This is a genomic window from Terribacillus sp. DMT04, assembly GCF_019056395.1.
Taxonomy (GTDB): Bacteria; Bacillota; Bacilli; order Bacillales; family Amphibacillaceae; genus Terribacillus; species Terribacillus aidingensis_A.
The window spans coordinates 3,258,240-3,281,798 of record NZ_CP077639.1 but is presented as its reverse complement, the minus strand read 5'-3'; the positions used below and the strand labels follow the sequence as shown (position 1 = coordinate 3,281,798).

At 43.1% G+C, this 23,559-nt stretch carries 22 protein-coding genes, 2 pseudogenes and 1 riboswitch; of the genes and pseudogenes, 17 read left to right on the top strand and 7 right to left on the bottom strand.

The window, feature by feature from the left end:
- Positions 1-3 precede the first annotated feature (3 nt).
- Positions 4-480: pseudogene (locus KS242_RS16795) on the top strand (TIGR00730 family Rossman fold protein); the annotation flags it as partial.
- On the opposite strand, the gene KS242_RS16790 reads toward KS242_RS16795, so the two are convergent.
- Together KS242_RS16790 and KS242_RS16785 are read right to left on the bottom strand one after the other, a co-directional pair.
- Positions 436-2,253 carry an IS1182 family transposase gene (locus KS242_RS16790; protein WP_371747569.1) on the bottom strand — a complete coding sequence of 606 codons (1,818 nt, stop codon included), beginning with the start codon at positions 2,251-2,253 and terminating at the stop codon, positions 436-438. The pseudogene KS242_RS16795 and the gene KS242_RS16790 overlap by 45 nt on opposite strands.
- 172 nt (positions 2,254-2,425) lie before the next feature.
- Positions 2,426-2,839, bottom strand: a pseudogene (locus tag KS242_RS16785) (cytidine deaminase).
- A gap of 110 nt (positions 2,840-2,949) precedes the next feature.
- On the opposite strand from KS242_RS16785, the gene KS242_RS16780 reads away from it, so the two are divergent.
- The 7 genes from KS242_RS16780 (at position 2,950) to KS242_RS16750 (ending at position 8,053) form a co-directional block, all read left to right on the top strand.
- Entirely contained in the window at positions 2,950-3,837 is an 888-nt protein-coding gene (locus tag KS242_RS16780) for a helix-turn-helix transcriptional regulator (RefSeq protein WP_217322383.1), read from the top strand.
- Positions 3,838-3,976: 139 nt separating this feature from the next.
- A complete protein-coding gene (locus KS242_RS16775) occupies positions 3,977-4,327 on the top strand; it encodes a VOC family protein (protein ID WP_217322382.1) in 351 nt (116 codons plus the stop codon).
- Positions 4,324-4,860: an AAA family ATPase gene (locus KS242_RS16770; RefSeq protein ID WP_217322381.1), complete on the top strand. Its 537-nt coding sequence runs from the start codon at positions 4,324-4,326 to the stop codon at positions 4,858-4,860. Before KS242_RS16775 ends, KS242_RS16770 begins: the two co-directional genes overlap by 4 nt.
- Positions 4,861-5,018: 158 nt before the next feature.
- Positions 5,019-5,546, top strand: coding sequence for a signal peptidase I (gene lepB, locus KS242_RS16765; RefSeq protein WP_217322380.1), 528 nt, complete (start codon positions 5,019-5,021; stop codon positions 5,544-5,546).
- A gap of 1 nt (position 5,547) precedes the next feature.
- Positions 5,548-5,880, top strand: coding sequence for a CHY zinc finger protein (locus KS242_RS16760; protein ID WP_217322379.1), 333 nt, complete (start codon positions 5,548-5,550; stop codon positions 5,878-5,880).
- Positions 5,881-6,250: 370 nt separating this feature from the next.
- On the top strand, positions 6,251-7,447 hold the full coding sequence (locus tag KS242_RS16755; protein ID WP_217322378.1) for an AGE family epimerase/isomerase: 1,197 nt from the start codon (positions 6,251-6,253) through the stop codon (positions 7,445-7,447).
- A 54-nt stretch (positions 7,448-7,501) separates the two neighbouring features.
- Positions 7,502-8,053 carry a GNAT family N-acetyltransferase gene (locus tag KS242_RS16750; protein WP_254391753.1) on the top strand — a complete coding sequence of 184 codons (552 nt, stop codon included), beginning with the start codon at positions 7,502-7,504 and terminating at the stop codon, positions 8,051-8,053.
- A 32-nt stretch (positions 8,054-8,085) separates the two neighbouring features.
- Here KS242_RS16750 and KS242_RS16745 read toward each other — a convergent pair whose 3' ends face one another.
- From KS242_RS16745 to KS242_RS16735, 3 genes are all read right to left on the bottom strand, one after another.
- Positions 8,086-9,312, bottom strand: coding sequence for an L-lactate MFS transporter (locus KS242_RS16745; RefSeq protein ID WP_217322377.1), 1,227 nt, complete (start codon positions 9,310-9,312; stop codon positions 8,086-8,088).
- 109 nt (positions 9,313-9,421) lie between these two features.
- Entirely contained in the window at positions 9,422-10,153 is a 732-nt protein-coding gene (locus tag KS242_RS16740) for a LytR/AlgR family response regulator transcription factor (protein ID WP_217322376.1), read from the bottom strand.
- A gap of 2 nt (positions 10,154-10,155) precedes the next feature.
- Positions 10,156-11,820: a LytS/YhcK type 5TM receptor domain-containing protein gene (locus KS242_RS16735; RefSeq protein WP_217322375.1), complete on the bottom strand. Its 1,665-nt coding sequence runs from the start codon at positions 11,818-11,820 to the stop codon at positions 10,156-10,158.
- Positions 11,821-12,146: 326 nt separating this feature from the next.
- On the opposite strand from KS242_RS16735, the gene kduI reads away from it, so the two are divergent.
- The 4 genes from kduI (at position 12,147) to KS242_RS16715 (ending at position 15,998) form a co-directional block, all read left to right on the top strand.
- Positions 12,147-12,977: a 5-dehydro-4-deoxy-D-glucuronate isomerase gene (kduI, locus tag KS242_RS16730; protein ID WP_217322374.1), complete on the top strand. Its 831-nt coding sequence runs from the start codon at positions 12,147-12,149 to the stop codon at positions 12,975-12,977.
- A 12-nt stretch (positions 12,978-12,989) separates the two neighbouring features.
- Positions 12,990-13,766, top strand: coding sequence for a 2-dehydro-3-deoxy-D-gluconate 5-dehydrogenase KduD (gene kduD / locus KS242_RS16725; protein WP_217322373.1), 777 nt, complete (start codon positions 12,990-12,992; stop codon positions 13,764-13,766).
- A gap of 213 nt (positions 13,767-13,979) precedes the next feature.
- Positions 13,980-14,990, top strand: coding sequence for a 2-keto-3-deoxygluconate transporter (kdgT, locus tag KS242_RS16720; RefSeq protein ID WP_217322372.1), 1,011 nt, complete (start codon positions 13,980-13,982; stop codon positions 14,988-14,990).
- Between the two features lie 57 nt (positions 14,991-15,047).
- Positions 15,048-15,998, top strand: coding sequence for a sugar kinase (locus KS242_RS16715; RefSeq protein WP_217322371.1), 951 nt, complete (start codon positions 15,048-15,050; stop codon positions 15,996-15,998).
- 32 nt (positions 15,999-16,030) lie between these two features.
- Here KS242_RS16715 and KS242_RS16710 read toward each other — a convergent pair whose 3' ends face one another.
- On the bottom strand, positions 16,031-16,792 hold the full coding sequence (locus KS242_RS16710; protein WP_217322370.1) for an IclR family transcriptional regulator: 762 nt from the start codon (positions 16,790-16,792) through the stop codon (positions 16,031-16,033).
- A 99-nt stretch (positions 16,793-16,891) separates the two neighbouring features.
- Between KS242_RS16710 and KS242_RS16705 the strand changes: the two genes are divergently transcribed.
- Entirely contained in the window at positions 16,892-17,551 is a 660-nt protein-coding gene (locus tag KS242_RS16705) for a bifunctional 4-hydroxy-2-oxoglutarate aldolase/2-dehydro-3-deoxy-phosphogluconate aldolase (protein WP_217322369.1), read from the top strand.
- 55 nt (positions 17,552-17,606) lie between these two features.
- Positions 17,607-17,825, top strand: a complete 219-nt coding sequence (locus KS242_RS16700; protein ID WP_217322368.1) for a hypothetical protein — start codon at positions 17,607-17,609, stop codon at positions 17,823-17,825.
- A 33-nt stretch (positions 17,826-17,858) separates the two neighbouring features.
- On the opposite strand, the gene KS242_RS16695 is transcribed toward KS242_RS16700, so the two are convergent.
- Complete coding sequence (locus tag KS242_RS16695; protein ID WP_217322367.1) at positions 17,859-18,908, bottom strand: glycoside hydrolase family protein; 1,050 nt, start codon at positions 18,906-18,908, stop codon at positions 17,859-17,861.
- Positions 18,909-19,367: 459 nt separating this feature from the next.
- A riboswitch (cyclic di-AMP (ydaO/yuaA leader) is annotated at positions 19,368-19,512 on the top strand.
- A 220-nt stretch (positions 19,513-19,732) separates the two neighbouring features.
- Between KS242_RS16695 and KS242_RS18350 the strand changes: the two genes are divergently transcribed.
- The 3 genes from KS242_RS18350 to kdpB are packed head-to-tail and all read left to right on the top strand — an operon-like array spanning position 19,733 to position 23,553.
- The gene (locus KS242_RS18350; protein WP_217324213.1) at positions 19,733-19,819 is read left to right on the top strand and encodes a potassium-transporting ATPase subunit F; all 87 of its coding nucleotides are present in this window, start codon (positions 19,733-19,735) and stop codon (positions 19,817-19,819) included.
- Positions 19,820-19,840: 21 nt separating this feature from the next.
- The gene (gene kdpA, locus KS242_RS16685) at positions 19,841-21,484 is read left to right on the top strand and encodes a potassium-transporting ATPase subunit KdpA (RefSeq protein WP_217324212.1); all 1,644 of its coding nucleotides are present in this window, start codon (positions 19,841-19,843) and stop codon (positions 21,482-21,484) included.
- Between the two features lie 14 nt (positions 21,485-21,498).
- The gene (gene kdpB / locus KS242_RS16680; RefSeq protein ID WP_371747567.1) at positions 21,499-23,553 is read left to right on the top strand and encodes a potassium-transporting ATPase subunit KdpB; all 2,055 of its coding nucleotides are present in this window, start codon (positions 21,499-21,501) and stop codon (positions 23,551-23,553) included.
- The last annotated feature ends 6 nt before the right edge of the window (positions 23,554-23,559 follow it).

Below are 23,559 nucleotides of genomic sequence, written 5' to 3'. Positions count from 1 at the left end.
GGTATGAAACGTATTGCTGTATTTTGCGGTTCTAGTGAAGGTGCATCTCCGGCTTACATGGAGGCGGCTAAAGAACTAGGAAAAACGCTGGCCGAACAGAAGCTTACGCTTGTCTATGGCGGTGCAAGTGTAGGGTTGATGGGAGCAGTTGCAGATGGTGCTATGAAAGCCGGCGGCCATGTAATCGGCGTTATACCTGACTTTCTGGAAAAACGAGAGGTTGCACATTCGCATGTATCTGAATTGATGGTTGTCTCTTCTATGCACGAGCGAAAAGCCAAGATGGCAGAGCTGGCGGATGGATTCGTTGCACTGCCAGGCGGACCAGGAACGCTTGAAGAATTCTTCGAGATCTTCACTTGGGCACAGCTTGGTCTGCATAAGAAACCGCTCGGTATTTTAAATGTGGAAGGCTATTATGATTTGCTGATCAATTTATTCAACCATATGGCAGATGAAAAGTTCATGCATGAGAAGTATCGTGATATGACGATATCCGATACGAACTCTGCTAATCTCCTGGAGAAATTCCGACAGTATGAAGCTCCAGCAGTAAAAACATATATTAGAAGACCCGGAGAGCGGGACATAACTCCTCTCTGACACAAAAAAGATCTCGGTCACCAGGAAAATGGTGACCGAGATCTTTTTTGATCTGATATTTTTTGAATTCCTTACTATACTTGCTGATCGGGCGGTGAACTTCCTGATGTTCACCGCCATGAAGGCGAATCCTAATTCGTTTTCCACTTTCTCTTTACTTCGTACCGAGAAACGAGTGAAACACAAATGAGCCTTCAGAAATCCGAAGACTGGCTCGACATCTATTTTACGTTTCCCGTAAATTTTCCCTGTTTCTTTTTCGCTGAGTAATTGCTGGGTATATGCTTTTTGTTTTTCCCATCTTTCGTTGTAATAGATTTTCCGGTTGTTTCCTTCTTTCGCTTTCGTACATTCTGCACGTAAGGGACAAGCAGTACAATCGTCACATTCATACACGCGATAATGACGCTTGAATCCAAATTTGTCGCATCTTTCGGATAGGTACCGAAACGCTAATTTCCGGTTATTCGGGCAAGTGAAAAAGTCGCCTTCGGCATCGTAATCCCAGTGAGCTACTTGGTAAGGATCTTGTTTATATTTCTTTTGCTTTTCTTTTCGGTAGTGATTATAGGTGATGAGAGGGATGCGCTTCCGATTATTTACCACATCATCATAATTTTGCTCACTGCCATATCCGGCATCCGCGACAATATAGTCGGGCAGCTCAAAAAAGTCCCGTTCAATCTTATCAAGGAAAGGGATGAAAGTTCGCGTATCCGTAGGATTCGGGAACACATCATAGGCCAGGGCATATTGACCTTCAGTAGCCAGCTGCACATTGTACCCAGGTTTAAGCTGGCCATTTTTCATATAATCATCTTTCATGCGCATAAAAGTGGCACCATGGTCAGTTTTGGAGTAGCTATTTCTGTCTCCGAAGATTTCCATGTCGACCTGATATTTTGATTTCCGTTTAATGAAATCATTGACTTGCTTTCGGTACTGTTTTGGTGCTTTACGTTCGGAACGAAGCTGCTTGCGTTCGGCAGTATCATCACTTGCTTCTATGCGACGATCGTATTCCTGCACTTTTTCGTCCAGTTTTTCTGCTACTTTTGTTAACTCTTCGCCCGATAGGGCTTCGGGGTTCTCCAGCTCGATTGCGGGGATAATTTCCTGCTCCAACAGTTCTTCATACATCTGAGCCGATCTTTCCACCAATTGCGTACTGTATTTCTCAGTGGACTTCCGCCATACAAAAGTAAACTTGTTGGCATTTGCTTCGATTTTGGTGCCATCAATAAAAATGGCTTCTTCTTCAATGACTTTTTCTTGAACCAGCTGGCTGCGAAATTGGACAAAGCACTGGCGTAAGAGTTCTTTTACGTGAGGGTTCACACGGAATCGGTTGATGGTGCGATAGCTGGGCTGATAATCTTGGGCAAGCCACATCATGCGTACGCTGTCTTGAAGTAATGACTCAATCTTACGGCCCGAGAAAACGGATTGCGTATAGGCACATAAAATAATCTTCATCATCATGCGAGGGTGATAAGCAGGGTGTCCGGTTTCCCGACGGAAACCGTCAAAAGCTTCATCTGGAATACTTTCTACTAAATGGTTAACGGTAAAAGCAATATCATTTTCAGGTAATTTTCTTTCCAAATCTAGAGGTAAAACGACTTCACACATGGTATAATGTTTAAACATAAGGACCCTCCTCTTTTGTGTTTTGTGTCGTAACTTAATTCTATCAGAGGGGTCCTTTTTTTGCTTCTATAAACGATACATTAACGATAAAAAGATGAGGCAGACATCTCCGAATTCTCGGAGACGCCTGCCTCATCTTAATTACTCATTTTTTGGGTTTTGTCCCAGTCTCTTATTTTTTAAATATCTCTTTCTCGTGATAAGCATATGTCCAGTGATAAGGCTGTAACTCCTGTAAGGATACATACTGAATAGATTCCCCCTCATGCGTCACTGCTACTTGCACATCACGACCTCAATATAGGAGTCTTTCCTGACAGATGCCGCATGGTGTGAGTATCTTATAAGGACTGTGTTCATCCTCTCTTGTTACGCAAATAGAATGGGTGACAGCTGCTTCTAGTTTATGGGCTTCCAGAATTGATTCTACTTCCATGCATAACTCGGTAGCGGCATTTATTACTGCTGGTGCAACACTTGTGAGGATGCTGCCATCGCTCGCAAGCATTGCCGCAGCTCCTCCCCACCCGGTTGGATAACGCCTTTCAATTAACTGAACTGCTGCTTCATATAAAGCATCCAACATAAATCACTCCTTTAAATTTAGTTTAGAAGAGAAAGTTTTACAATTTAGCAAAAAAAATCAAAAAAGTAGTCAGTAGCTTGATGTAAGCTGTAATTAAAGGAGGCAGATGTATGCAGGTTCATGAGGAAGCTATCCATCATGCACTCACCTATATAGAAAAAAATTCACATGAATCTCTTTCAGCTGAAGAGGTGGCCCGCCAAGCAGGATTTTCCCAATATTATTTTCATCGACTGTTTCAAACTACTGTCGGGTTAACACTCGCAGACTATATCCGCAGAAGACGATTGGCAGGAGCATCGGCCATGCTGCTGCATACTGAGATGGGCATATTGGATATTGCGTTTATGTTTCATTTTGAATCCCAAGAAGCATTTACGAGGGCTTTTAAAAAGTATTACAAGCTGCCGCCAGGAAAATTTCGACGCATGATGCATGCTGTGCTGCATCAGAAGGAGGAGAATATGGAAGAAAAAACAGTAACAGGCTGGATATTGAGCGGGACAGATCCGCATAACTACGAGATGGGAATTGATTATAAGCACGTGCATCAAGGCAAGGCATCAGGTTATTTAAAATCAAAGACTGTTATGGGAGCAGAGGAATTCGCGACAATGATGCAGCAATTTAAGGCTGAAAAGTATGTAGGTAAGCGCATGCAGCTTTCCTGCTTTCTCAAGACAGAAAACGTGGATAGCATTGCTAGTATGTGGATGCGGGTCGATAATGCTTCAGAGGATATTATTCAATTTGATAACATGAGCAACCGGCCAATTAAAGGTACAACAAATTGGACTAGATACCGTATTGTCTTGGATGTGCCGGAAAACAGTGCGATTATCTCATTCGGCGTGATTCTTTCTGGCAAGGGACAGGTCTGGGCAGATGGGTTTCGTTTTGAAGAAGTGGATGAATCTGTTCCGACAACTAATTTGGATATGTCTTATGAGATACAGGAAGACCCCGTTAATCTTTCTTTTGAGGATGAGCTGGTGTGATGTTCGGTATACTGATAGATACAGAACAGTACATGAAAGGACAGCATATGTAATTTGCCTGTCCTTTTTTCTTGTTCAATTCTCTATATTATCATTTGGCTCTTTGTGGTAAAATATCCAAAAAACAGTAGGGTGAGAGATGGCTGAATTCCATATTAGCAGTGTCTTTGATCATGTGAAAGATGCAAATGAAGTGGCGAATTGGTATGCAAAGTTATTAGGGAAATCAGAACCTCACCCAACAACAGGGCCGGTTCAGTTTATGGAATTGGGAGACGAAAGAGGTCTCATAATTGATGATAACCGAAATAATGTAGCGGGAATACGTCCGGCCGTTATGCTTGAAACAGAAGAAACTCAATTAGCATACAAGAAAACAGCACAAGCCGGTAAGATAGTACGGGAGTTGGAAGAAGATGAGGCGGTTGGATTCTTTAATTTCCAAGATCCTGACGGCAATATTGTCATGGTCTGCCAACAGAAGAAATGATTATTTGGCTTAACGGTGCTTTCGGTGCAGGAAAAACACAGACCGCAATCACCCTCCAGCATCGGCTTCCGCTCGCTTTCCTTTACGATCCAGAACAAGCGGGGTTTTATATAAGAAAGAATATACCAGATTCCATGCAAAAAGCAGATTTTCAGAATCATCCCTTATGGCGGTCCATTGTGCGTGACCATTTAGCTTACCTTACAACGAACACAGAGGAGACTATTCTTGTACCAATGACAATTACAGATTCTTCTAACTATCAAGAGATTATTGGACAACTACGCAAAGATGGTCACGAGGTTCTCCACTTTGTGCTAGCTGCTTCAGCTGAAACACTCGGTAGGCGCTTAGTCAATCGGGGGGACAAAGAGAACTCGTGGCCTGCCCAGCAGATTCCGCGCTGTGTGAACGGCTTAGCAGATCCAATATTTGAGAATAAGCTGGTGACAGATGAATTAACAATAGACGAAGTGGCGGCTGTTATAGCTGAACGAGCAGGTCTTAAGCTGCATAAAGATTGCCGGGCGTAGAGTAAGGTTTGGCTGGAAGCGGATCACTGTAAGGAAATCATATGTGACGAAAAGAGCAGCTTTTCAGTGAAAGATCCTGCTTTGCATCTATCTTTGACACTGCTAAAATAAGAAATGTACCCTATACTTCACAAAAAGATAGGTTAGGAGAATGGATTATGTCAGAAAACAAAACAACGAGAGAGATTCTCTCCTGGATAAAAGCAATTGGCATTGCTGTCATTATTGCCTTCGCTTGCCGCTATTTTTTGTTCACACCATCAACTGTCCACGGCGAATCGATGATGCCGACATATAAGAACAGTGATCATGTCATTGTCAGCAAGATATCTAAGATTGAACAAGACGATATTGTCGTATTTAACGCACCAGATGCAGATGCCCACTATATCAAGCGGGTAATTGGATTACCGGGTGATACGATTGAAGTGAGAGATAATGTGTTATATGTAAACGGAGCAGTGCAGGACCAATCATATCTTCCGAAAGATATGATTACCGGTGATTTCAGATTAAAAGAACTAACTGGCGAACAAACTGTACCTGAAGGAAAGCTATTCGTCATGGGCGATAATCGTACAAACAGCAAGGACAGCCGAATTTTCGGCTTTGTACCAAAAGAAGAAGTAATCGGAGAAGTGAAGATGACGTTCTATCCATTCTCTGACTTCCATATTGGTAATTAAGATGTGCCAAGTACATGGGAAAACAGTTGATGGAGAGACAAGATGTGAACATTATCACTCTCCGCTTGATGTGATCGCAATCAAGTTTGCTTGCTGTAACAAATTCTATCCTTGTTATCAATGTCATGAAGAGACGGCTGGGCACGAAGCTGCTGTTTGGCCAAGAGAACAGTTCCATGAACAAGCCATACTATGTGGCGTGTGTAAAAAAACGCTTAGCATCCATGCATACATGGATACAGAACACTGTCCGCATTGTGATGCAGCATTCAACCCAGGGTGCCAGCTGCATCATCATTTATATTTTGAATCAACAGAAAGAGGCTGTCAGTAAGCGACAGCCTCTTTTGTGTATGGTCTAGCTAAGCACTTGGTATTACGATACGGCGCATAAAATAATGACACTTAATCCCGGATTGCCAACCCAGGATACTGCGTTTGATGTAACAGCAGAAAGCTCTATATTCCGGCATTAGAGTCAGCGGCAATGCCATATATTTGTGCAAGCATACTACGAGGAATCCCTAAGGGTCTGCTGAGAATAAACATTGAGTGGTTTCGTGTGGCAGCGTCCTCCAAAAATTTATATTTATTTTATTACTATATAGCAGTTTTAAAGTGTCCACACATCTTTAGCAGTCGTTTGTCTATGGCAAAAAAGGGAAAATAAAAGGCACATACCAAAACGAAAGAGGTGCCTAGACGTGAAAAATACGATTGATTTTCATACCAGACAAGGGCTGCTGCAGCATATAGAAGAAACACTTGCATTCTATTATCCGCAAGCATTAGACAGGAAATATGGCGGTTATCACGAAGGCTATTATATGGACGGATCGTTAACAGACAGTAAAACAAAACACATCGTTGGGCAAGCGCGACATCTGTATGATTTTAGTGTCGGCTACACACTCACAGAAAATGAGGAATATAAGGAAGCGGCAGAACATGGCGTACACTTCTTCCAGAATAAAATGCGAGATAAGGTTTACGGTGGTTATTACACAGAATGGAAAAAGGGCCGGGCAACTGATGATAAGAAGTTAACCTACGGGCATGCATTTATCTTCCGAGCAGCCGTCGCTGCAGTGGAGGCCGAGATAGAAGGAGCGGACGAGCTGCTTGCAGATATTTATCAAGTACTGACGGAGAAATTGTATGAGCCGGCTGCCAGGCTTTATAAAGATGAAGCGACCCGTGATTGGTCAACCTTCCTTGAATATCGCGGACAAAACTGTAATATGCACATGTGTGAGTCGTTAATTACAGCTTATGAAGCAACTGATCAGCGCCATTATTTGGATCAAGCATTGAGCATCGCAGACAAAGTAACTAATGAGCTCGCAGCTCAAAGTAACGGACTCATTTGGGAGAACTACGACGAAGCATGGATGAAGGATGAACGTTTCAACTATGGCGAAACGAGAGATGAATTCCGGGCATACGGTTTTGTCGGGGGGCATCAGTTGGAATGGAGCAAACTATTAGCTTGGTTAAATCTTCATCAGCCGACGAGCTGGTTATTGGAACGAGCGGAAGAATTGTATCAAACGGGCTGGAGCTATTACCATGATACAAGCAATGGCGGGATATATTTCGCGATGAGTCCGGACAAAGAGATTATTGATAAAGGAAAGTCCTATTGGGTTATGGCAGAAGCCTTAGCTGCATCAGCACTGCTGCATAGCCAAACAGGCAATGATATTTATAGCAAACATTATGAAGACCTATTTCGTTATGTGCAGGATGTTTTTATCGATCCGGAGCACGGTGCGTGGTATCAGTGGCTGACAGCAGAAAATAAAATTGAAGGGAAAGTGAAAAGCCCTTCACCGAAAACAGATTATCATCCAATCAGTGCCAGCTATCTGATTATGTCTTACCGTGGGGAGGATCTGTAGCGGCAATGCACAGTTCCCTCTTAGTTTGTATAATAAGATAAAGGGGGCGATCAGTTGTATCAGAGTGATAGATTGCTAATAAGACCATTGATGGAAACAGATACTAAAAAGCTCTTAGATTTGAACTTGCGTAACCGTGAGCTGTTTGAATCGATTTCGCCGGTGAAACGAAACGATTCCGATTATACACATAGCAAGTATCAGAAGAATATTAAAGCTGCCTTAGGAGATTGGAAGGAAGATAAGGGATACGAATTTGGTATCTTCCTGAAGAGTGAAGACAGATTGATTGGTACTGTATCTTTATTTTTTATTGAACGTAAAACAGCAGAGCGGTGCATGATTGGCTATTCGCTTGATGAAGCACACAACGGAAGAGGCTATATGACAGAAGCAGTCCAGCTTGTGCTTGATTTTGCATTCGGAGAAGCACATTTCCATCGTGTAGAAGCAGGTGTCATGCCGCGAAACCTAGGCTCCATCGCTGTGTTAGAGAAATGTGGTTTCCAGCGGGAAGGGCTGGAGCGTGATGTCCTGCGAATAGATGGGAAGTTTGAAGATCATTATATGTATTCTATTTTGGCTACAGATAACCGGACAAAATAAAACCAGGAGCAGATCTGCTCCTGGTTTTCTGATTAGTGCTGCTGAGACGGTACGGCTCTTGTGTTTTGGCGTTCGCGCTGCTTCTTAACAGCTGCTGGCTGCTGCGGACTGCGAACTGTCACAGCTAAAAAGAAGCTGATGACACAAAGGATGCTGATGGCTACAAATGTGGGCTGGAAACCGCCAAGTAAGGTAGCAATAAAGGATCCGCCTAGTGCTCCAATACCGAATCCTTGATAAATGACACCATAGTTTTTACCTTGGTTTTGCAGACCGAAGTAATCTGCTACAATCGTAGGGAACACGGTGATGTTTCCGCCAAAGAAGAAGGCAACGGCTGCTACACAAACAAAGAATAAGGATGTGGAGAGCTCCACCAAGCTAAGTACCGCAACAGCACCAGCTGTAACAAACAATCCTGCAGCCACTAGATATAACCGCTCTACTTTGTCAGAAAGAGCCCCTAGCACGACACGTCCTGTTGTGTTACAGATTGCTACGATAGCGACAGCATTTGCTGCTGTGGCAGCAGAAAGATTAGCTAGCTCCATACCCGCATCTTTCACAATACCGATTAAATACAATCCGCTCATACATGCAGTCAAGAAGATGACGAATAGTATATATGCTTGCTTCGTTTTCAGCATTTCCTTAACAGTAAAGTTCTTTTGAGTGGCGCTTGCGGTTGTTTCCTGCGGTGATGCATCCTTCAGCAAGAAGGCGCCACCGCTAATTAAGATAAGTGCAGCGATTCCCCAAATCAAGAATGTACCTTGTACACCTGCAGAAGCAAGTAAGGATTGGTTAATATATTTAAAAACAAGGCTTCCTGTACCAAAAGCACCTACAGAAATACCAGATATAAGACCTTTCTTTTCTGGGAACCACTTGATCACATTAGATAGTGTTGTAATGTAAGCAATACCGTTTGCAAAGCCTACGACTACACCTGCGAGCAGATAGATAAGCCATAGTGATGAAGCGAGGGAACTTAGCATCAAGCCAGCTCCAAGCAAGATACCTGCACAAATAACAAGCTTTTTAATACCTAACTTATCTTGCAGCTTTCCTCCGAATAAAGTAGCAATTGCTAAAGCAAAGCTTGTAATCGAAAAGGTGACTGCCACAGCGGAGGTGCTCCAGCCATATGCATCAGCCAATGGCTGGTTAAACAAACTCCAAGTATAAATGGTACCAAGACCAATTTGAGTAATAATCGTTCCGAGGACGATCAGCCAACGGTTTGTTTCTGTTTTCATGAGAATTCCCTCATTTCATCTGCGTTGTTTTATAGTTTTATAATATCCTTTGCAGATGTATCTGAAAGCGTTTTCTCGTGAATTGCCTGTGCAGGGGAACGAATGGTCCTTAAAGGCGCATGATTTGTCGAAATTGTTTTGCCTTACTCCTGCTGACTGGTATTTGTTCGTCCATACCTTTCATTTTAACGAGGTACGTATTGTGAAACCAAGGCAGAATTTCATGAATTCGCTCTGTGTTCACAATATAAGAGCGGTGACAACGGAAAAACATGCCGGATGACAGCAGCTCTTCAAATGTGCTGATGGAACCAGGGTAGGTGTAGATACCTTCTTTTGTGTGAACAATTGTTTGTTTCTCGTCAGCTTCGGCGTATGCGATATCTTGTACGTTGATTACGTAGATTTTCTCTTCTTTCCACACATTCAATCGTTCGGTTGCTTGGCTGGGTTCTGGAATGGTGGGCTCTGGTGCTTGTCCTTTTGATTCCAATTTCTTAAGCATCGAGGCAACACGCTCTTCGCTATATGGCTTTAAAATATAATCAAAAGCCTCCAGCTCGAATGCTTTTGCGGCATGTTCTTTATAAGCAGTTGTAAACACGATAATTGGTTTTTGCTTGAAGTTGGCTAAACTTCCAGCAAGCATCATCCCATCCAGCGAAGGCAGGTTAATATCGAGGAAAAGCACATCCGTTGTGTTTTCCTGAAAATATTTCAGTACATCCAAGCCATCATCAAAGCATTTTGTTACTTCAATTGAACTATATGTTTCAATTAAATATTGCAGCTCTTCTTGAGCGGGGAATTCATCTTCTGCAATGATTGCGCGTAACGTCATAGTTATTTTCCTTCCTTTACCGGTATATCAAAGTAAATCTCCGTGCCAGGATCCAGCTGATTAATCGTTAAACCTTTTCCGTAATTAAGACGGACTCGCTGATGTACATTTGCCAATCCAATATTTTTAACGCTTGCTTCATCTTTATAAAGCTTTTCAACGATTTCTTTCTCAATGCCAGCACCTGTGTCTGATACGCTTATTCGAATAAAGTCTTGCTGCGCTTTTACAGAAAGGTAAACTGCGCCTTGCCATCTGCTTTTTCGCACACCATGATGGATAGCATTCTCGACTAAAGGCTGCAGCAAGAGACTTGGTACCTTTATCTGCACAGGGTCAATATCATAGATAATGCGAAGCTTATCCCCAAAGCGCGACTTCTCAATTTCTACATAATCACGAACTTGCTTGAGTTCTTCTTCAATAGCAATCATTTCATCATGCAGCTCCAAGTTGTAACGCAAGTAGCCGGACAAGTTATGAATCAGTTCACGTGCGCGGTTTGGATCACGTCTCGTTGTCGAGGCAATAGCGTTAAGCGAATTAAACAGAAAATGCGGATTGATCTTCGATTGCAATGCCTTTAACTCTGCTTTATTAGCAGCTTCTTTAATCTGCTCTATCCGTGATATTTCCATAAGGTTTGAGATAATTTGCGCTAGTCCAATGCCGAGTGTTTGCAGAGAATCTGTGATTCTGTTTTTCTTCTCATAATAAATCTTCAAGGCGCCTGTGACTTCATGACCTTCTTGAAAAGGAACAATGAGCAAACAGTGCATTTGCGGCAAATGCAAGTCATCCACTTCATTTCGTATGACAATCTCCCCGCTCGATAGTGCTTCTTTGGTCATATCGGTTACAATGCGAGATGTGTTTTGATAGCGTTCTGCACCTAGTCCATGATAGGCAATAACAGTTTCGGTATCTGTTATGGCAACAGCATCCGCACCAATTTCTTCTTTAATAATCTGACAGATACGCTGCAAGGAAGCAGGCGTAATTGAACGGAAATAAGGCAGTGTTTTATTCGCTATATCCAATGCAAGTTTTGCTTGCGCAGCCGCTATTTGTTTTTTCTCGCCTTCGATGTTGTGGACGAGCAGGACTAGTAATCCAATACTTACTTCGCCTACCATCATTGGTATAACAATCTGCTCTACAATGGAAATTCCTAGCGATCTAGGTTCGCTAAGTATAATGATTAGTGTCATCGTTAGTCCCTGACACAGCACACCAGTGAGAATCCCAACATACCACCAGCGATGCTTTTTGATCCTTTTATTGATAAAACCTGAGGCAAAGCCGGCTGTTATGCTAGTAATCAAGCAAGGAAGCGAAGTAATCCCATCCATATCGATGAGATAGCGATGTAAACCGGAAACAATTCCTGTAATAATACCAACCCACGGTCCGAATAATATCCCTCCAGCAATAATAGCCACTGTGCGGATATTAACAAGAGATCCTTCCACTTCAATCCCAGAGTAAGTGCCAAAAATAGCAAAGCTGCAGAAGACGATTGTTAATACACTAAGTTCTCTAACAGAGTGATGCTCTTTCTGCAGAATTTCTTTAAACCCTTTGATTTTGGTTAGGAAGAAAAGAATAATCAGCAGTAAAGCAGCACGTTCAAATATGGAGAAGATCATTTCTAAGGTCGGGTTCATAGCTGTAATCCCTTTCATCATTATTAGTGCTATTTTATCAGATTTTTAGACTGGAAGTGAATTGGCAAGAGGATAATTACGATGATAGTTAGCAGATTTATTTGATGGATAAAACCAGCTTATAAAAAAAGGAAATAATATAACATATTTAAGGATTAGGCTGGATTTACAGCGTTGAAAGCGCTATAATAATCATAATGAAACACCGTACCACATGGTGGAACGTTAAGAGGTATCGAACTTTCGATGCTTTTTATTTCAAACCAAATGTAAGGGGTTTCATAGTTGTGAGGAAGCAACGAAAATGATGGAAGGAGATGATTGGAATGGAACTGCGTTATGCGACGCATCCAGAGCATGCAAAAACATTCACGACAGAGGAATTGCGAAAACATTATTTAGTTGAGGACCTATTTGTATCTGGAGAAACCAAACTTGTCTACAGTATGGAGGACCGTACAATCATCGGTGGTATCCAACCAGCTGGCAGTGCGATTGCTTTGGAAAGTTATAATGAAATTAAAGCAGATTATTTCCTGGAAAGACGGGAAGTCGGGATCTTCAATATTGGCGGTACTGGAACGATTACAGTAGATGGTGAATCGTACGAAATGGCGAACAAGGATTGTATCTACATCGGCAAAGGCAATGAGAAATTACTTTTTGCAAGTAGTGAGGAAGCGACTCCTGCAAAATTCTATCTGTTCTCAGCACCGGCGCATACTTCTTATCCTACTAAACAAGTGTCTTTCCAAGATGTTCCCGGTGATGCTATGGGAGCGAAGGAAAGTGCTAACGAACGCGTTATCCGCCGTATTATTCACCTCGAAGGTATCCAGAGCTGTCAAATTGCCATGGGTATCACCATTATTGAGAGTGGCAGCGTTTGGAATTCAATGCCGACTCACACCCACAATCGCCGCATGGAAGCCTATTTGTACATTGATCTGGATGAGGAAGCCCGCATGTTTCATTTAATGGGAGAACCAACGGAAACCCGCCATCTTGTTATGAAAAATGAACAAGCCGTTATTTCTCCGCCGTGGTCCATTCATTGCGGAAGTGCGACAAGCAATTACGCATTCATCTGGGGGATGGCTGGTGAAAACAAGACATACACCGACATGGATAAAGTGGCGATGGATGAGCTGCGCTAAAGGAGGAAAACAATGAGCTTAACAGATTTTTCAATGGATTATTTTAATCTGGCAGGCAAGGTTGCAATCGTAACAGGCGGCAGTAAAGGGCTTGGCCAAGGATATGCGGTCGCTTTGGCAAAAGCAGGGGCAGCAGTTTTCGTAGTAACACATAGAGATGACTGGGAGGAAACAAAGCAACTGATCGAACAGACTGGCGGCAAGGCACAGTTCCATCAAGCTGACTTGACAGATAGAGAGGCAGTAAAGCAAGTAGTTGCTAGCTGCGTAGATGTATTTGGCAGAGTTGATATATTAGTAAACAATGCTGGGACTATTATTCGGACGCCGCTGCTAGAGTACAAGGAAGAAGATTGGGATAAAGTCATGGATGTGAATCTGCATGCTGTTTACTTGTTAGGGCAGGAAGCTGCGAAAGTGATGAAAGAACAAGGCGGCGGAAAAATTATTAATGTGGCGTCTATGCTGTCATTCCAAGGCGGAAAGTTCGTGCCGTCCTATACAGCAAGCAAACACGCAGTAGCTGGACTGACGAAAGCGTTTGCGAATGAGCTGGGAGCCTATAATATCCAGACAAACGCCATAGCACCTGGGTATGTTGCAACAGCGAATACAGAGCCAATTCGCGCGGATGAAAAGCGAAATGCCGAAATCTTATCACGAATTCCAAGCGGTCGCTGGGCAGATCCGTCTGATTTAATGGGTGTGGCAGTATTTTTGGCAAGCCGAGCATCCGACTATATGAATGGTCATGTACTAGCTGTTGATGGTGGCTGGCTCGCAAGATAGGGAAGATGGATAGTTTGCGTCAAAGCTGATTGACGGGAAAGAGAGATTGAGAGGACTGGGAAGGTGACCAAAGATCTGGAACATCTTTGTGTATGCCACCCTCTCATCCAATGATCTGGGCGATCATTATTAAAATAGCATATCACCTCGTGTGATTCAAATATCTCAATTTCTTTTGCTCGATTACCTATAACGAAAGGTAAGGGATGCAAAATGAAAATAATGAAGACGATGGAGAGAATTCCTGGCGGGCTTATGCTCGTACCGTTATTTTTAGGGGCAATCATTAATACCTTTGCACCAAGTTCAGCAGATTATTTTGGGTCATTTACAGGTGGACTCATGACTGGTACCGTTCCTATTCTGGCTGTCTGGTTCTTCTGTATGGGAGCTGGCATTCAGTTGAAATCGACTGGTACCATTCTTCGGAAATCTGGCACACTTGTCATCACGAAAATTGCGGTTGCGTGGGTTGTGGCCATTGTTGCAGCGCAGTTCCTGCCTGAAGGCGGCATTCAGACGGGCTTGTTTGCTGGATTTTCGGTCTTAACACTTGTTGCAGCGATGGATATGACCAATGGCGGATTATATGCATCCATTATGCAGCAGTATGGATCAAAGGAAGAAGCCGGAGCATTTGTACTTATGTCTTTGGAATCTGGTCCGCTCATGACAATGGTAATTCTCGGTTCCACTGGACTTGCTGCTTTTGAACCGCAAGTATTTGTAGGAGCAGTACTTCCATTCTTAGTCGGTTTCCTGTTAGGAAACCTCGATAGCGATCTTCGGACTTTCTTTTCCAAAGCAACACAGACAATGATTCCATTTTTCGGCTTTGCATTAGGTAACTCCATTGATCTGGGCGTCATTCTTGATACTGGTATTGCGGGAATTATTCTTGGTGTTCTAGTTATCGTTGTTACCGGTATACCGCTTATGCTTGCTGATAAGTTCATTGGAGGAGGAAACGGAACCGCTGGAATTGCAGCGTCAAGTACAGCCGGAGCAGCTGTTGCCAACCCGATGATTATTGCGACGATGATACCGGAGTTCATGCCTATTGCAGAAGCGGCTACTGCACTAGTGGCAGCATCTGTTGTTGTTACTTCTGTTCTTGTCCCAATTCTTACGGCCTATTGGGCGCAGTATATGAAGAAGAAGGAAAAGCGAAATTCGGATGATTCTACGATCGATTCGGACAATATTAACTCAAATACTGTATAAAACAAACAGAGAGGCATATACAGTATGTCTCTCTTTACGTAAAGGAGACGTTGAAAGATGAGCAGGATTCTTACAATCGGGGAACCGATGGCGTTGTTTGTTGCGGAACAGGAAGGATTATTGGATGATGCGGAACACTTTTCTCGCTTTATCGCCGGAGCAGAGGTTAACTTCTCCATTGGAATGGCGCGGCTGGGGCATGACGTAACCTATATAACACAGCTTGGGTTAGATCCGTTTGGCAGAAACATTCATAAATTCTTAAAGAAAAACAATATAGATACATCTTCTATCCATTATGATGCCGCTTATCTAACAGGCATGCAATGGAAGCAGAAAGTGAAGAGTGGAGATCCAGAGGTATTTTCAGCTAGGAAAGGTTCAGCGGCATCTCATATGGACAGAAAGCTGATTAAGAAAATCAAGTGGGCGGAATATGATCATCTCCACCTTACTGGTATTCCGCCAGCTTTATCAGCTAGCTGCCGTGAGCTTATATTCCAAATGATGAAAGAAGCGAGAGAACAAGGTCTGCAAATATCGTTTGATCCAAATATCCGTCCAGGTCTGTGGCCGAATAAAGAGGAAATGGTGCAGGTAATCAATGCCCTAGCTAGTCAGGCCGATATTATATTCCCAGGGATTGCTGAAGGAAAACAATTAACCGGCAAGCGTGATGTACAGGATATTGCCGCGCATTACCATGCGGCAGGTGTACCGCATGTCGTGTTAAAACTAGGCGCAGAAGGAGCGTTTACAAGCTGTGCAGATGGAACGCAATTTTATACAGAAGGCTCTCCGGTAAAGGAAGTCGTCGACACAGTTGGAGCAGGAGACGGTTTTGCGGTCGGCGTTGTAAGCGGAATGCTGGAAGGACTGGAGTTGTCTGACTGCATTGCTAGAGGAGCTGCAATTGGTGCTCTGGCAGTTATGTCCCCAGGAGACAATGATGGTTTGCCAAACCGAGAAGAACTGCGGCAATTCATGAAACGGGAGCCAATTGGCTGATATGAAGACCTTCCGCTTGGAAGGTCTTCATATCAACCAGTATAACCTAAGGCGTGAGAAATCGCTTGGCTGCAGTTTTTCATCTTTTTGATCAACTCGTCATTCACACGCTCCATCGTCACACGGTTACTCGGACCGGAAATGCTAAAGCTCGCTACGATGCGGTGTTCATGGCTGTAAATCGGGGCTGCGATACACCGGATGCCTTCTTCATTCTCGATGTCATCAAGCGCATAGCCTTGCTGCCGTACTCTTATCACTTCTTCTTTAAGTGCTTCTTTTGAAGTGATGGTACGGGGTGTTCGTACTGAAAATGTTGTAGCATCAGCAATTTCATCCAATCGTGCAGGGGTCATACCGGACAAAAGCACCTTACCGACAGCTGTACAGTACATGGGTGCTCTGTTGCCAATCCGGGAGTACATGCGAATGGTTTGATTGCTTTCTAGCTTATCAATATAAACAATCTCACCTTTATCTTCCAAGCAAAGATGCACGGTCTCATTCACGTCAGTGCATAGCTGCTTTAGAAATGGTTTTGCTACAGTAGCAATATTATTGTTATTCAAAACACTGCGTGCGACATACAGTGTCTGCAAGCCAATTTTGTAACGGTCATTTTCCAGATCCTTTGCCACATAATTCAAATTAACAAGTGTAGCAAGAAGCCGATGTGTGGTGCTCTTTGATAAATCTACAAGTTTAGAAAGCTTGGCAATAGTCAGACCGTCAGGATAATCAGAAAGCGTATTCAAAATAGTTAAAGCGCGTTCTAGTGATTGCACATTAGACATAGGTATTACTCCGTTTCTATTGCGATCATTACTTATATCTTATGATACGGGAACGGTTAACGTTTGTAAAACGCCTTATATAAAATAGGAGGAATACAAATGGAAAAAGCAAGTGTTCTAACCAAGCTCAGCGAACAAGGAATTGTAGCTGTTGTTCGCGCTGATTCGCCAGAAGAGGCAATTCAGATCTCAGAAGCCTGTATCGAAGGTGGTATTACAGGAATTGAAGTGACGTTTACAGTCCGTGATGCAGATCAGGTGATAAAAGAACTTTCTTCGCAATATAAAGCGAATGATAATGTCATAATCGGAGCGGGAACAGTGCTGGATAGTACAACAGCTCGTCTGGCGATCCTGGCAGGAGCTCGCTTTATCGTCAGCCCGGCCTTCGATGCCGAAACAGCCAGGATGTGCAACCTCTACCAAGTTCCTTACTTGCCAGGCTGTATGACAATTGCTGAAATCAAACACGCAATGGAGGCGGGAGTGGATATTGTGAAGCTTTTCCCTGGAAGTGTTTACGGACCAAGCTTTATTAAGGCTGTTAAAGCTCCATTGCCACAAGTTAATATAATGCCTACAGGTGGAGTGGACTTGGATAATATTGGACTGTGGCTGCAAAACGGGGCAGTGGCAGTTGGGGTTGGCGGGAATCTTGTGGCACCAGCAGCAACAGGTGACTTTGCTAAAATCACTTCTATTGCACAGCAATACGTTCAAAAAGTTAGCGAAGCAAGAGCAGAACGTGTGAATATTTGAACATGAGTCAAGCTTTCCTTGGCATACACTGGACATTGTGAAGGGGGCTTGCTTTATGGCGGTAAAGAAGAAAGAAATTGTCATCATTGTTGTAAACGCGACTGCTATTTATTCATTTCTTCTTATTGATATCGCAGCTGGTTCAGGACTTTATATGACAGCGAAGTTATTGGGCGCAGGAATAATTATTGCTTCTGTTTGCAGTATGGCAGGTGTAGAGGGAATCAAAAGAGGACCAAAGCTTGTTCGGAATGTAAAGCAAATGCGAAAGTAATAAAGCAGGAAATGTGATTGTAGCACTTCCTGCTTATTTTGTTTGTACATCTTTTACCCGCAGATTACCGACAGTAAAATAGAATGGTGCGGGGAATGGCGGTTTCTTTCCTTGCTTAAGTTTGGCTCCAGCTTCGTTAAGCCAATAAATTGATTTGTTGATAGCAGAAAAGAAGATCACCATTTCGCCATTATCATCCACGCATAAGCATGAGCCGAATATGCCGTTTTGGTACCAATCCTCTCCCGTATCAGCCTTAATCAGCAATTTTGGCGCTTCTGACCAATCCGCTCTGGTAAAGCTAGCACTATCACTTTTAAATAACCAGAGATCTTGCGGTTTATACGTATCTTCACCAAAAGCATTGCCGCAGCGGCTGACAAGCAAGTAGTACGTATTGTTAATTTTCTTTGGCCGAGCATGTGTAAAGGCATCTTCTCGGGTGAAAAATAAGCGCGGCTTCGACCAGGTATCCAAGCCATTCTCACTTTCAGCGGCATACACTTCATGCATTGGGATATCGCCTTTGCCTGGTTCGTGCGGCGTTGCAGCAAACCACATTTTCCATTTTCCTTCATCGTAAATCACTTTTGGCGCAAGGACACTGTCATTCCGCACTGTTCCGATCATTACTGGATTTGGATGCCGGAACCATCTGCCATGCCTTAATTCCAGACAGCCTATGCTGTAAGGAGATTCATTTCCCAACACATTGCTGGCGCTTCGTCCTGTGTAATAGATACGGCGGACAGGTGCTCCGTCCGCTTTCCCCTCCACATAACAAGGTTCATGCAATCCATAACGATCCCAAGCAGCTTCTTTCGGCTGCGGCAGTAATGGCTTTGCTTTATGTGGTTTACCAGGATAAGTTGAGATACGCCATCTATTTTCTGTTGTCAGAGGTTCACCTTTTGGGAGACTGGCACTGAATAAGTTATTTCTAAAATTGCGTTGAAAACCACCAAAAAACATCCACCACTGATCTTCAATCTTCTCTACACATGGATCACCTAATCCTAGTAAATTACGGATTGGCTTATATCCATCCAGCATGGAATATAATAGATTTGGTTTTGCCTCCATCGTTACCACCTCACTAGCAAGCAGTATGGACGGAAGACCGGCTAATCATACTATGGTGATAGTGACTCTAGCTTCTTGCTTCTTGCACTACGTTTCTTCCCCATAAAAAGATCGGTATCGAGATGGAGAAAAACAGTGCCAATCATTCCCGGGGAAGAGGGGTGAATTTAATTTACGATTCTACGTTATTACCTAAAATGGAGATGCACAGAGTTTAGATCATACCTAATAAGATAAAAAGACTGAATTATTAGATTTTAATCACAATAAGAAAGAGCAAGAAAATCAGCGAGAAACTACGATAATTTAAGCAGCGGTTGATTTTGGTCGACTATTTTCTGTTATTTGGGGTTATTTGGTTATGTTTCTGGTCTTAATCCGTTTTATGAGCGTTTTACTATTCTGAAAGCCAGGCGTAAAATAAGTTCATCTTCAGAGATTGAACAAAAAACTTCATAGTTATCTTAATCGCTTAATTCCTTTAACAGGAAGCGGGGGAACCAACCGTAACAGATATGTTACATGGGGTGAATCTCTAAATGAGTAGGGCTACTCTCTGGCCCGAATCCGTCAGCTAACTTCGCAAGCGTTCGAGAGGAAGCCAAAAATGTGATAGGCACACGTTTATTTTGTTATGCCCAGAAGTCACAGAAGAGGGCCCTCTTCTGTGACTTCTTTTTTATGTACTTTTTTAGGGTGTAGATCAAAAGGAGAAAGGAGATAACCATGGATCTTATAATGATTAGTTTAATTACGCTTTTATTTGCTGGATTATCAGTATTGCTTAGGGCTGCAGTCCAATTAATTGAGAAGGGAGGAACACGATGATGGTGCAAGCGGGATTGCTTGTTATTGGTGCTGCTGTCATTCTTTATCTTGTTTATGCTTTGTTCCATCCTGAAAAATTTTAAAGAAGGAAGGTCTTCTAGATGATGGTTTCACTGCTTGTCTTGGCTGTAATCCTAATCTTGATTGGATGTACGTTAAAGCCAATGGGTTTGTACATGGCTGCTGCATTTTCGGATTCTCGAATGGATAGAATATTTCTTCCAGTTGAAAATTTCTTATACCGATTAGCTGGTTTGAGGAAAGAACAGCAAAACTGGAAGCAGTTTTTAACTGCCATGCTGCTGTTAAATTTTGTGATTTTGTTGTTTGTTTATGCTATCTTCCGTTTTCAAGGTGTGCTGCCATTAAATCCATTACATATAGCAGGAATGGATCCGGCGCTAGCATTTAATACAGCAGTGAGCTTTATGACAAATACCGATTTGCAGCACTATAGCGGAGAATCTGGACTATCACTCTTTTCTCAAACAGCAGCTGTTTTGTTCATGATGTTTATTGCTCCGGCTACTGCATTGTCTAGTGCAATCGGTTTTATCCGGCTGCTTGGCGGCAAACCAATCGGAAATTTTTATGAGACATTTTTGCGTTCGCTTACACGATTATTTGTACCTTTAGCTTTCGTGATGGCTGTAATATTTATCGCTCTCGGTGTGCCGCAGACATTTTCAGCAGTTGTACATGCGACGGGTCTAAATGGAGCAGAACAAACTATTCTTCGCGGACCTGTTAGTTCTTTTCTAGTTATAAAAGAGCTGGGCAACAATGGCGGTGGATTTTTCGGAGTTAACTCTGCGCATCCTTTTGAGAATCCAAATGCTTATACAAATATGCTGCAGTATTGGCTGATGCTGCTTCTGCCAGCATCGCTTCCATTCACATATGGAAAAATGATTAATAAGCCAAAGCAAGGTGCCATGCTCTTTTGGGCTATGACGGTTGTATTCTTCATCATGGGAATAGCAAGCTTAATTACAGAAATTCAAGTAAATCCGCTAATCCAACAAGCTGTCATGGAAGGGAAAGAAACTCGTTTCGGAGTAATCGGCAGTGTGATGTACGCGGTGATTACAACTGCGACGGAGACGGGGGCAGTCAACACGATGCATGATACATTAAGCCCAATTACAGGCATGCTGGCACTTGGGAATATGCTGTTGAATACAGTCTTTGGCGGTGTTGGGGCAGGGTTTATGAATGTCATGCTGTATGTAATGATTGCGGTTTTCCTTGCTGGTTTAATGGTGGGCCGTACACCTGCACTTCTGGGTAAGAAACTGGAGGGTAAAGAAATGAAGCTGCTGGCGGCTGCACTGCTGATCCAGCCAGTACTTATTTTGATTGGTACTGCACTGGCTATTTATCTTCCAGCAGGTAATGGAGCTATATCAAATCCTGGATATCACGGCCTGACGCAGGTTTTGTATGAGATTACGTCATCTGCTGCAAATAATGGATCTGGTTTTGAAGGACTCGGAGATGCAACGGTATTCTGGAACATCTTAACAGGAGTTGTAATGTTTTTGGGACGCTATTTATCTATCATTTTATTACTAGCAGTGGCTGCGTCCCTCGCTGGCAAACCAGCAGTTCGAGAAAGCATCGGCAGCTTGCGAACTGACCAGCCATTGTTTGCAAGTCTTTTAGTCGGCACTTTCTTTCTAGTGGGTGCACTAACATTCCTGCCTGTTCTTGTTTTAGGACCAATAGCAGAATACGTAACTTTATAGGAGAGTGAATGATAATGACAATGCAAGCTGCTAGGGAGGAAAGCACTTCTCCTACCCGTTTATTCACAAAGAACATGATAAAGAATGCTTTTGTAGGAGCAGTAGTAAAGCTCAACCCTGTTTATATGGTGAAAAATCCAATCCTTTTCATTGTAGAGCTTGGATTTATTATCACAGTGCTGCTGGCGATTTTACCTGATAATCCATCAAGAACGATGAGCAGTTCATTTTATTGGAGTGTTTCGTTCATTCTCCTTCTAACAGTGTTATTTGCAAATGCAGCGGAATCAGTAGCAGAAGGAAGAGGAAAAGCCCAAGCAGACACGTTGAAGCACACAAAACAGGAAACGCAGGCAAGGCGTGTATCGCGTGGAAAAGAAGTGATGATAGCTTCTGCTGCTTTACGGAAAGGTGATATAGTACGTGTCAAAGAAGGAGAAGTAATTCCTGGGGACGGTACCATAATAGCCGGTATTGCAAGTGTCGATGAATCAGCTATCACAGGAGAATCAGCACCTGTTTTGAAGGAAGCAGGAGGCGATTTTAACTCTGTTACAGGCGGTACGACAATTATAAGCGACGAGCTGACTATTGAGATAACGAGCCAGCCGGGAGAGAGCTTCTTAGATCGTATGATTGCACTCGTGGAAGGTGCGGATCGAAAGAAGACACCGAATGAAATTGCATTAAATACTGTATTGATCAGTTTGACTATCATTTTTATGTTCGTTGTTATTACGTTGCCGTTCTTTACAAATTATATTGGCTTTGCGCTGGATACAGGAATGCTTGTTGCACTGCTGGTTTGTTTAATTCCAACTACTATTGGCGGTCTGCTCAGTGCAATCGGAATCGCAGGGATGGATCGAGTCACGCGTTTTAACGTACTTGCGAAGTCTGGCCGTGCAGTGGAAGCAGCGGGAGATATTGATACGATCATTTTGGATAAAACCGGGACGATCACTTTTGGAAATCGGATGGCAGCAGCTTTCATTCCATTACAATCAGTCTCTGCGTACAGCTTAATGCAAGCTTCTGTCATTACTTCCTGGAAAGATGAGACACCGGAGGGGCGCTCTGTCATCAGTTTAGCGAATGCAAGGGGTGTAACAATAGAAGAGAGAGGATGGGATGCAGCCACATTTGTTCCTTTCCAAGCTGAAACTAAGATGAGCGGAATAGATTTGGCAGAAGGGGGCAGTTATCGCAAAGGGGCAGTTGCTGCTGTGCAGACTTGGGTAACAGAACGAGGTGGAAGTGTACCGGCCGATTTGAAAGATAAAGCAGAAAGCATTGCCAAAGAAGGCGGTACTCCATTAGCAGTTGCGGTGGATACAGAACTGCTAGGGTTAATATATTTGAAAGATACTGTTAAGCCTGGCATGCGTGAACGCTTCGATGAACTGCGGCAGATGGGTATTAAAACGGTTATGTGTACGGGTGACAATCCCCTCACTGCAGCCACAATTGCAAAAGAAGCAGGTGTCGATGACTATATTGCAGAGAGTACGCCAGAAGATAAGATTGAAGTAATTAAGAGGGAACAGGCACAAGGGAAGCTGGTGGCTATGACAGGGGACGGAACAAATGATGCACCAGCATTAGCTCAGGCCGATGTTGGAATTGCGATGAATAGTGGGACAACTGCAGCTAAGGAAGCGGCAAATATGATCGACTTAGATTCAGATCCAACGAAAATGATAGAAGTTGTTGCCATTGGGAAGCAGCTGTTAATGACGCGAGGTGCATTAACAACTTTTAGTATTGCTAATGACTTAGCAAAATACTTTGCAATTATTCCCGCACTGTTTATGTTAGCTATCCCGGAAATGAACGCTTTAAATATTATGCAGCTGGAATCACCTGCTTCAGCAATCTTATCGGCTTTGTTATTCAATGGCCTGATCATACCTGCACTAGTTCCACTCGCGATCAAGGGTGTTGCATACAAACCTGTCTCTGCTGACAAGCTGCTGCGTAAGAATTTGTTTATTTATGGTTTGGGCGGCGTATTGATACCGTTTCTCGGAATTAAAGTGATTGATTTAATATTGAGTTCGTTTCTTTAGGAGGAG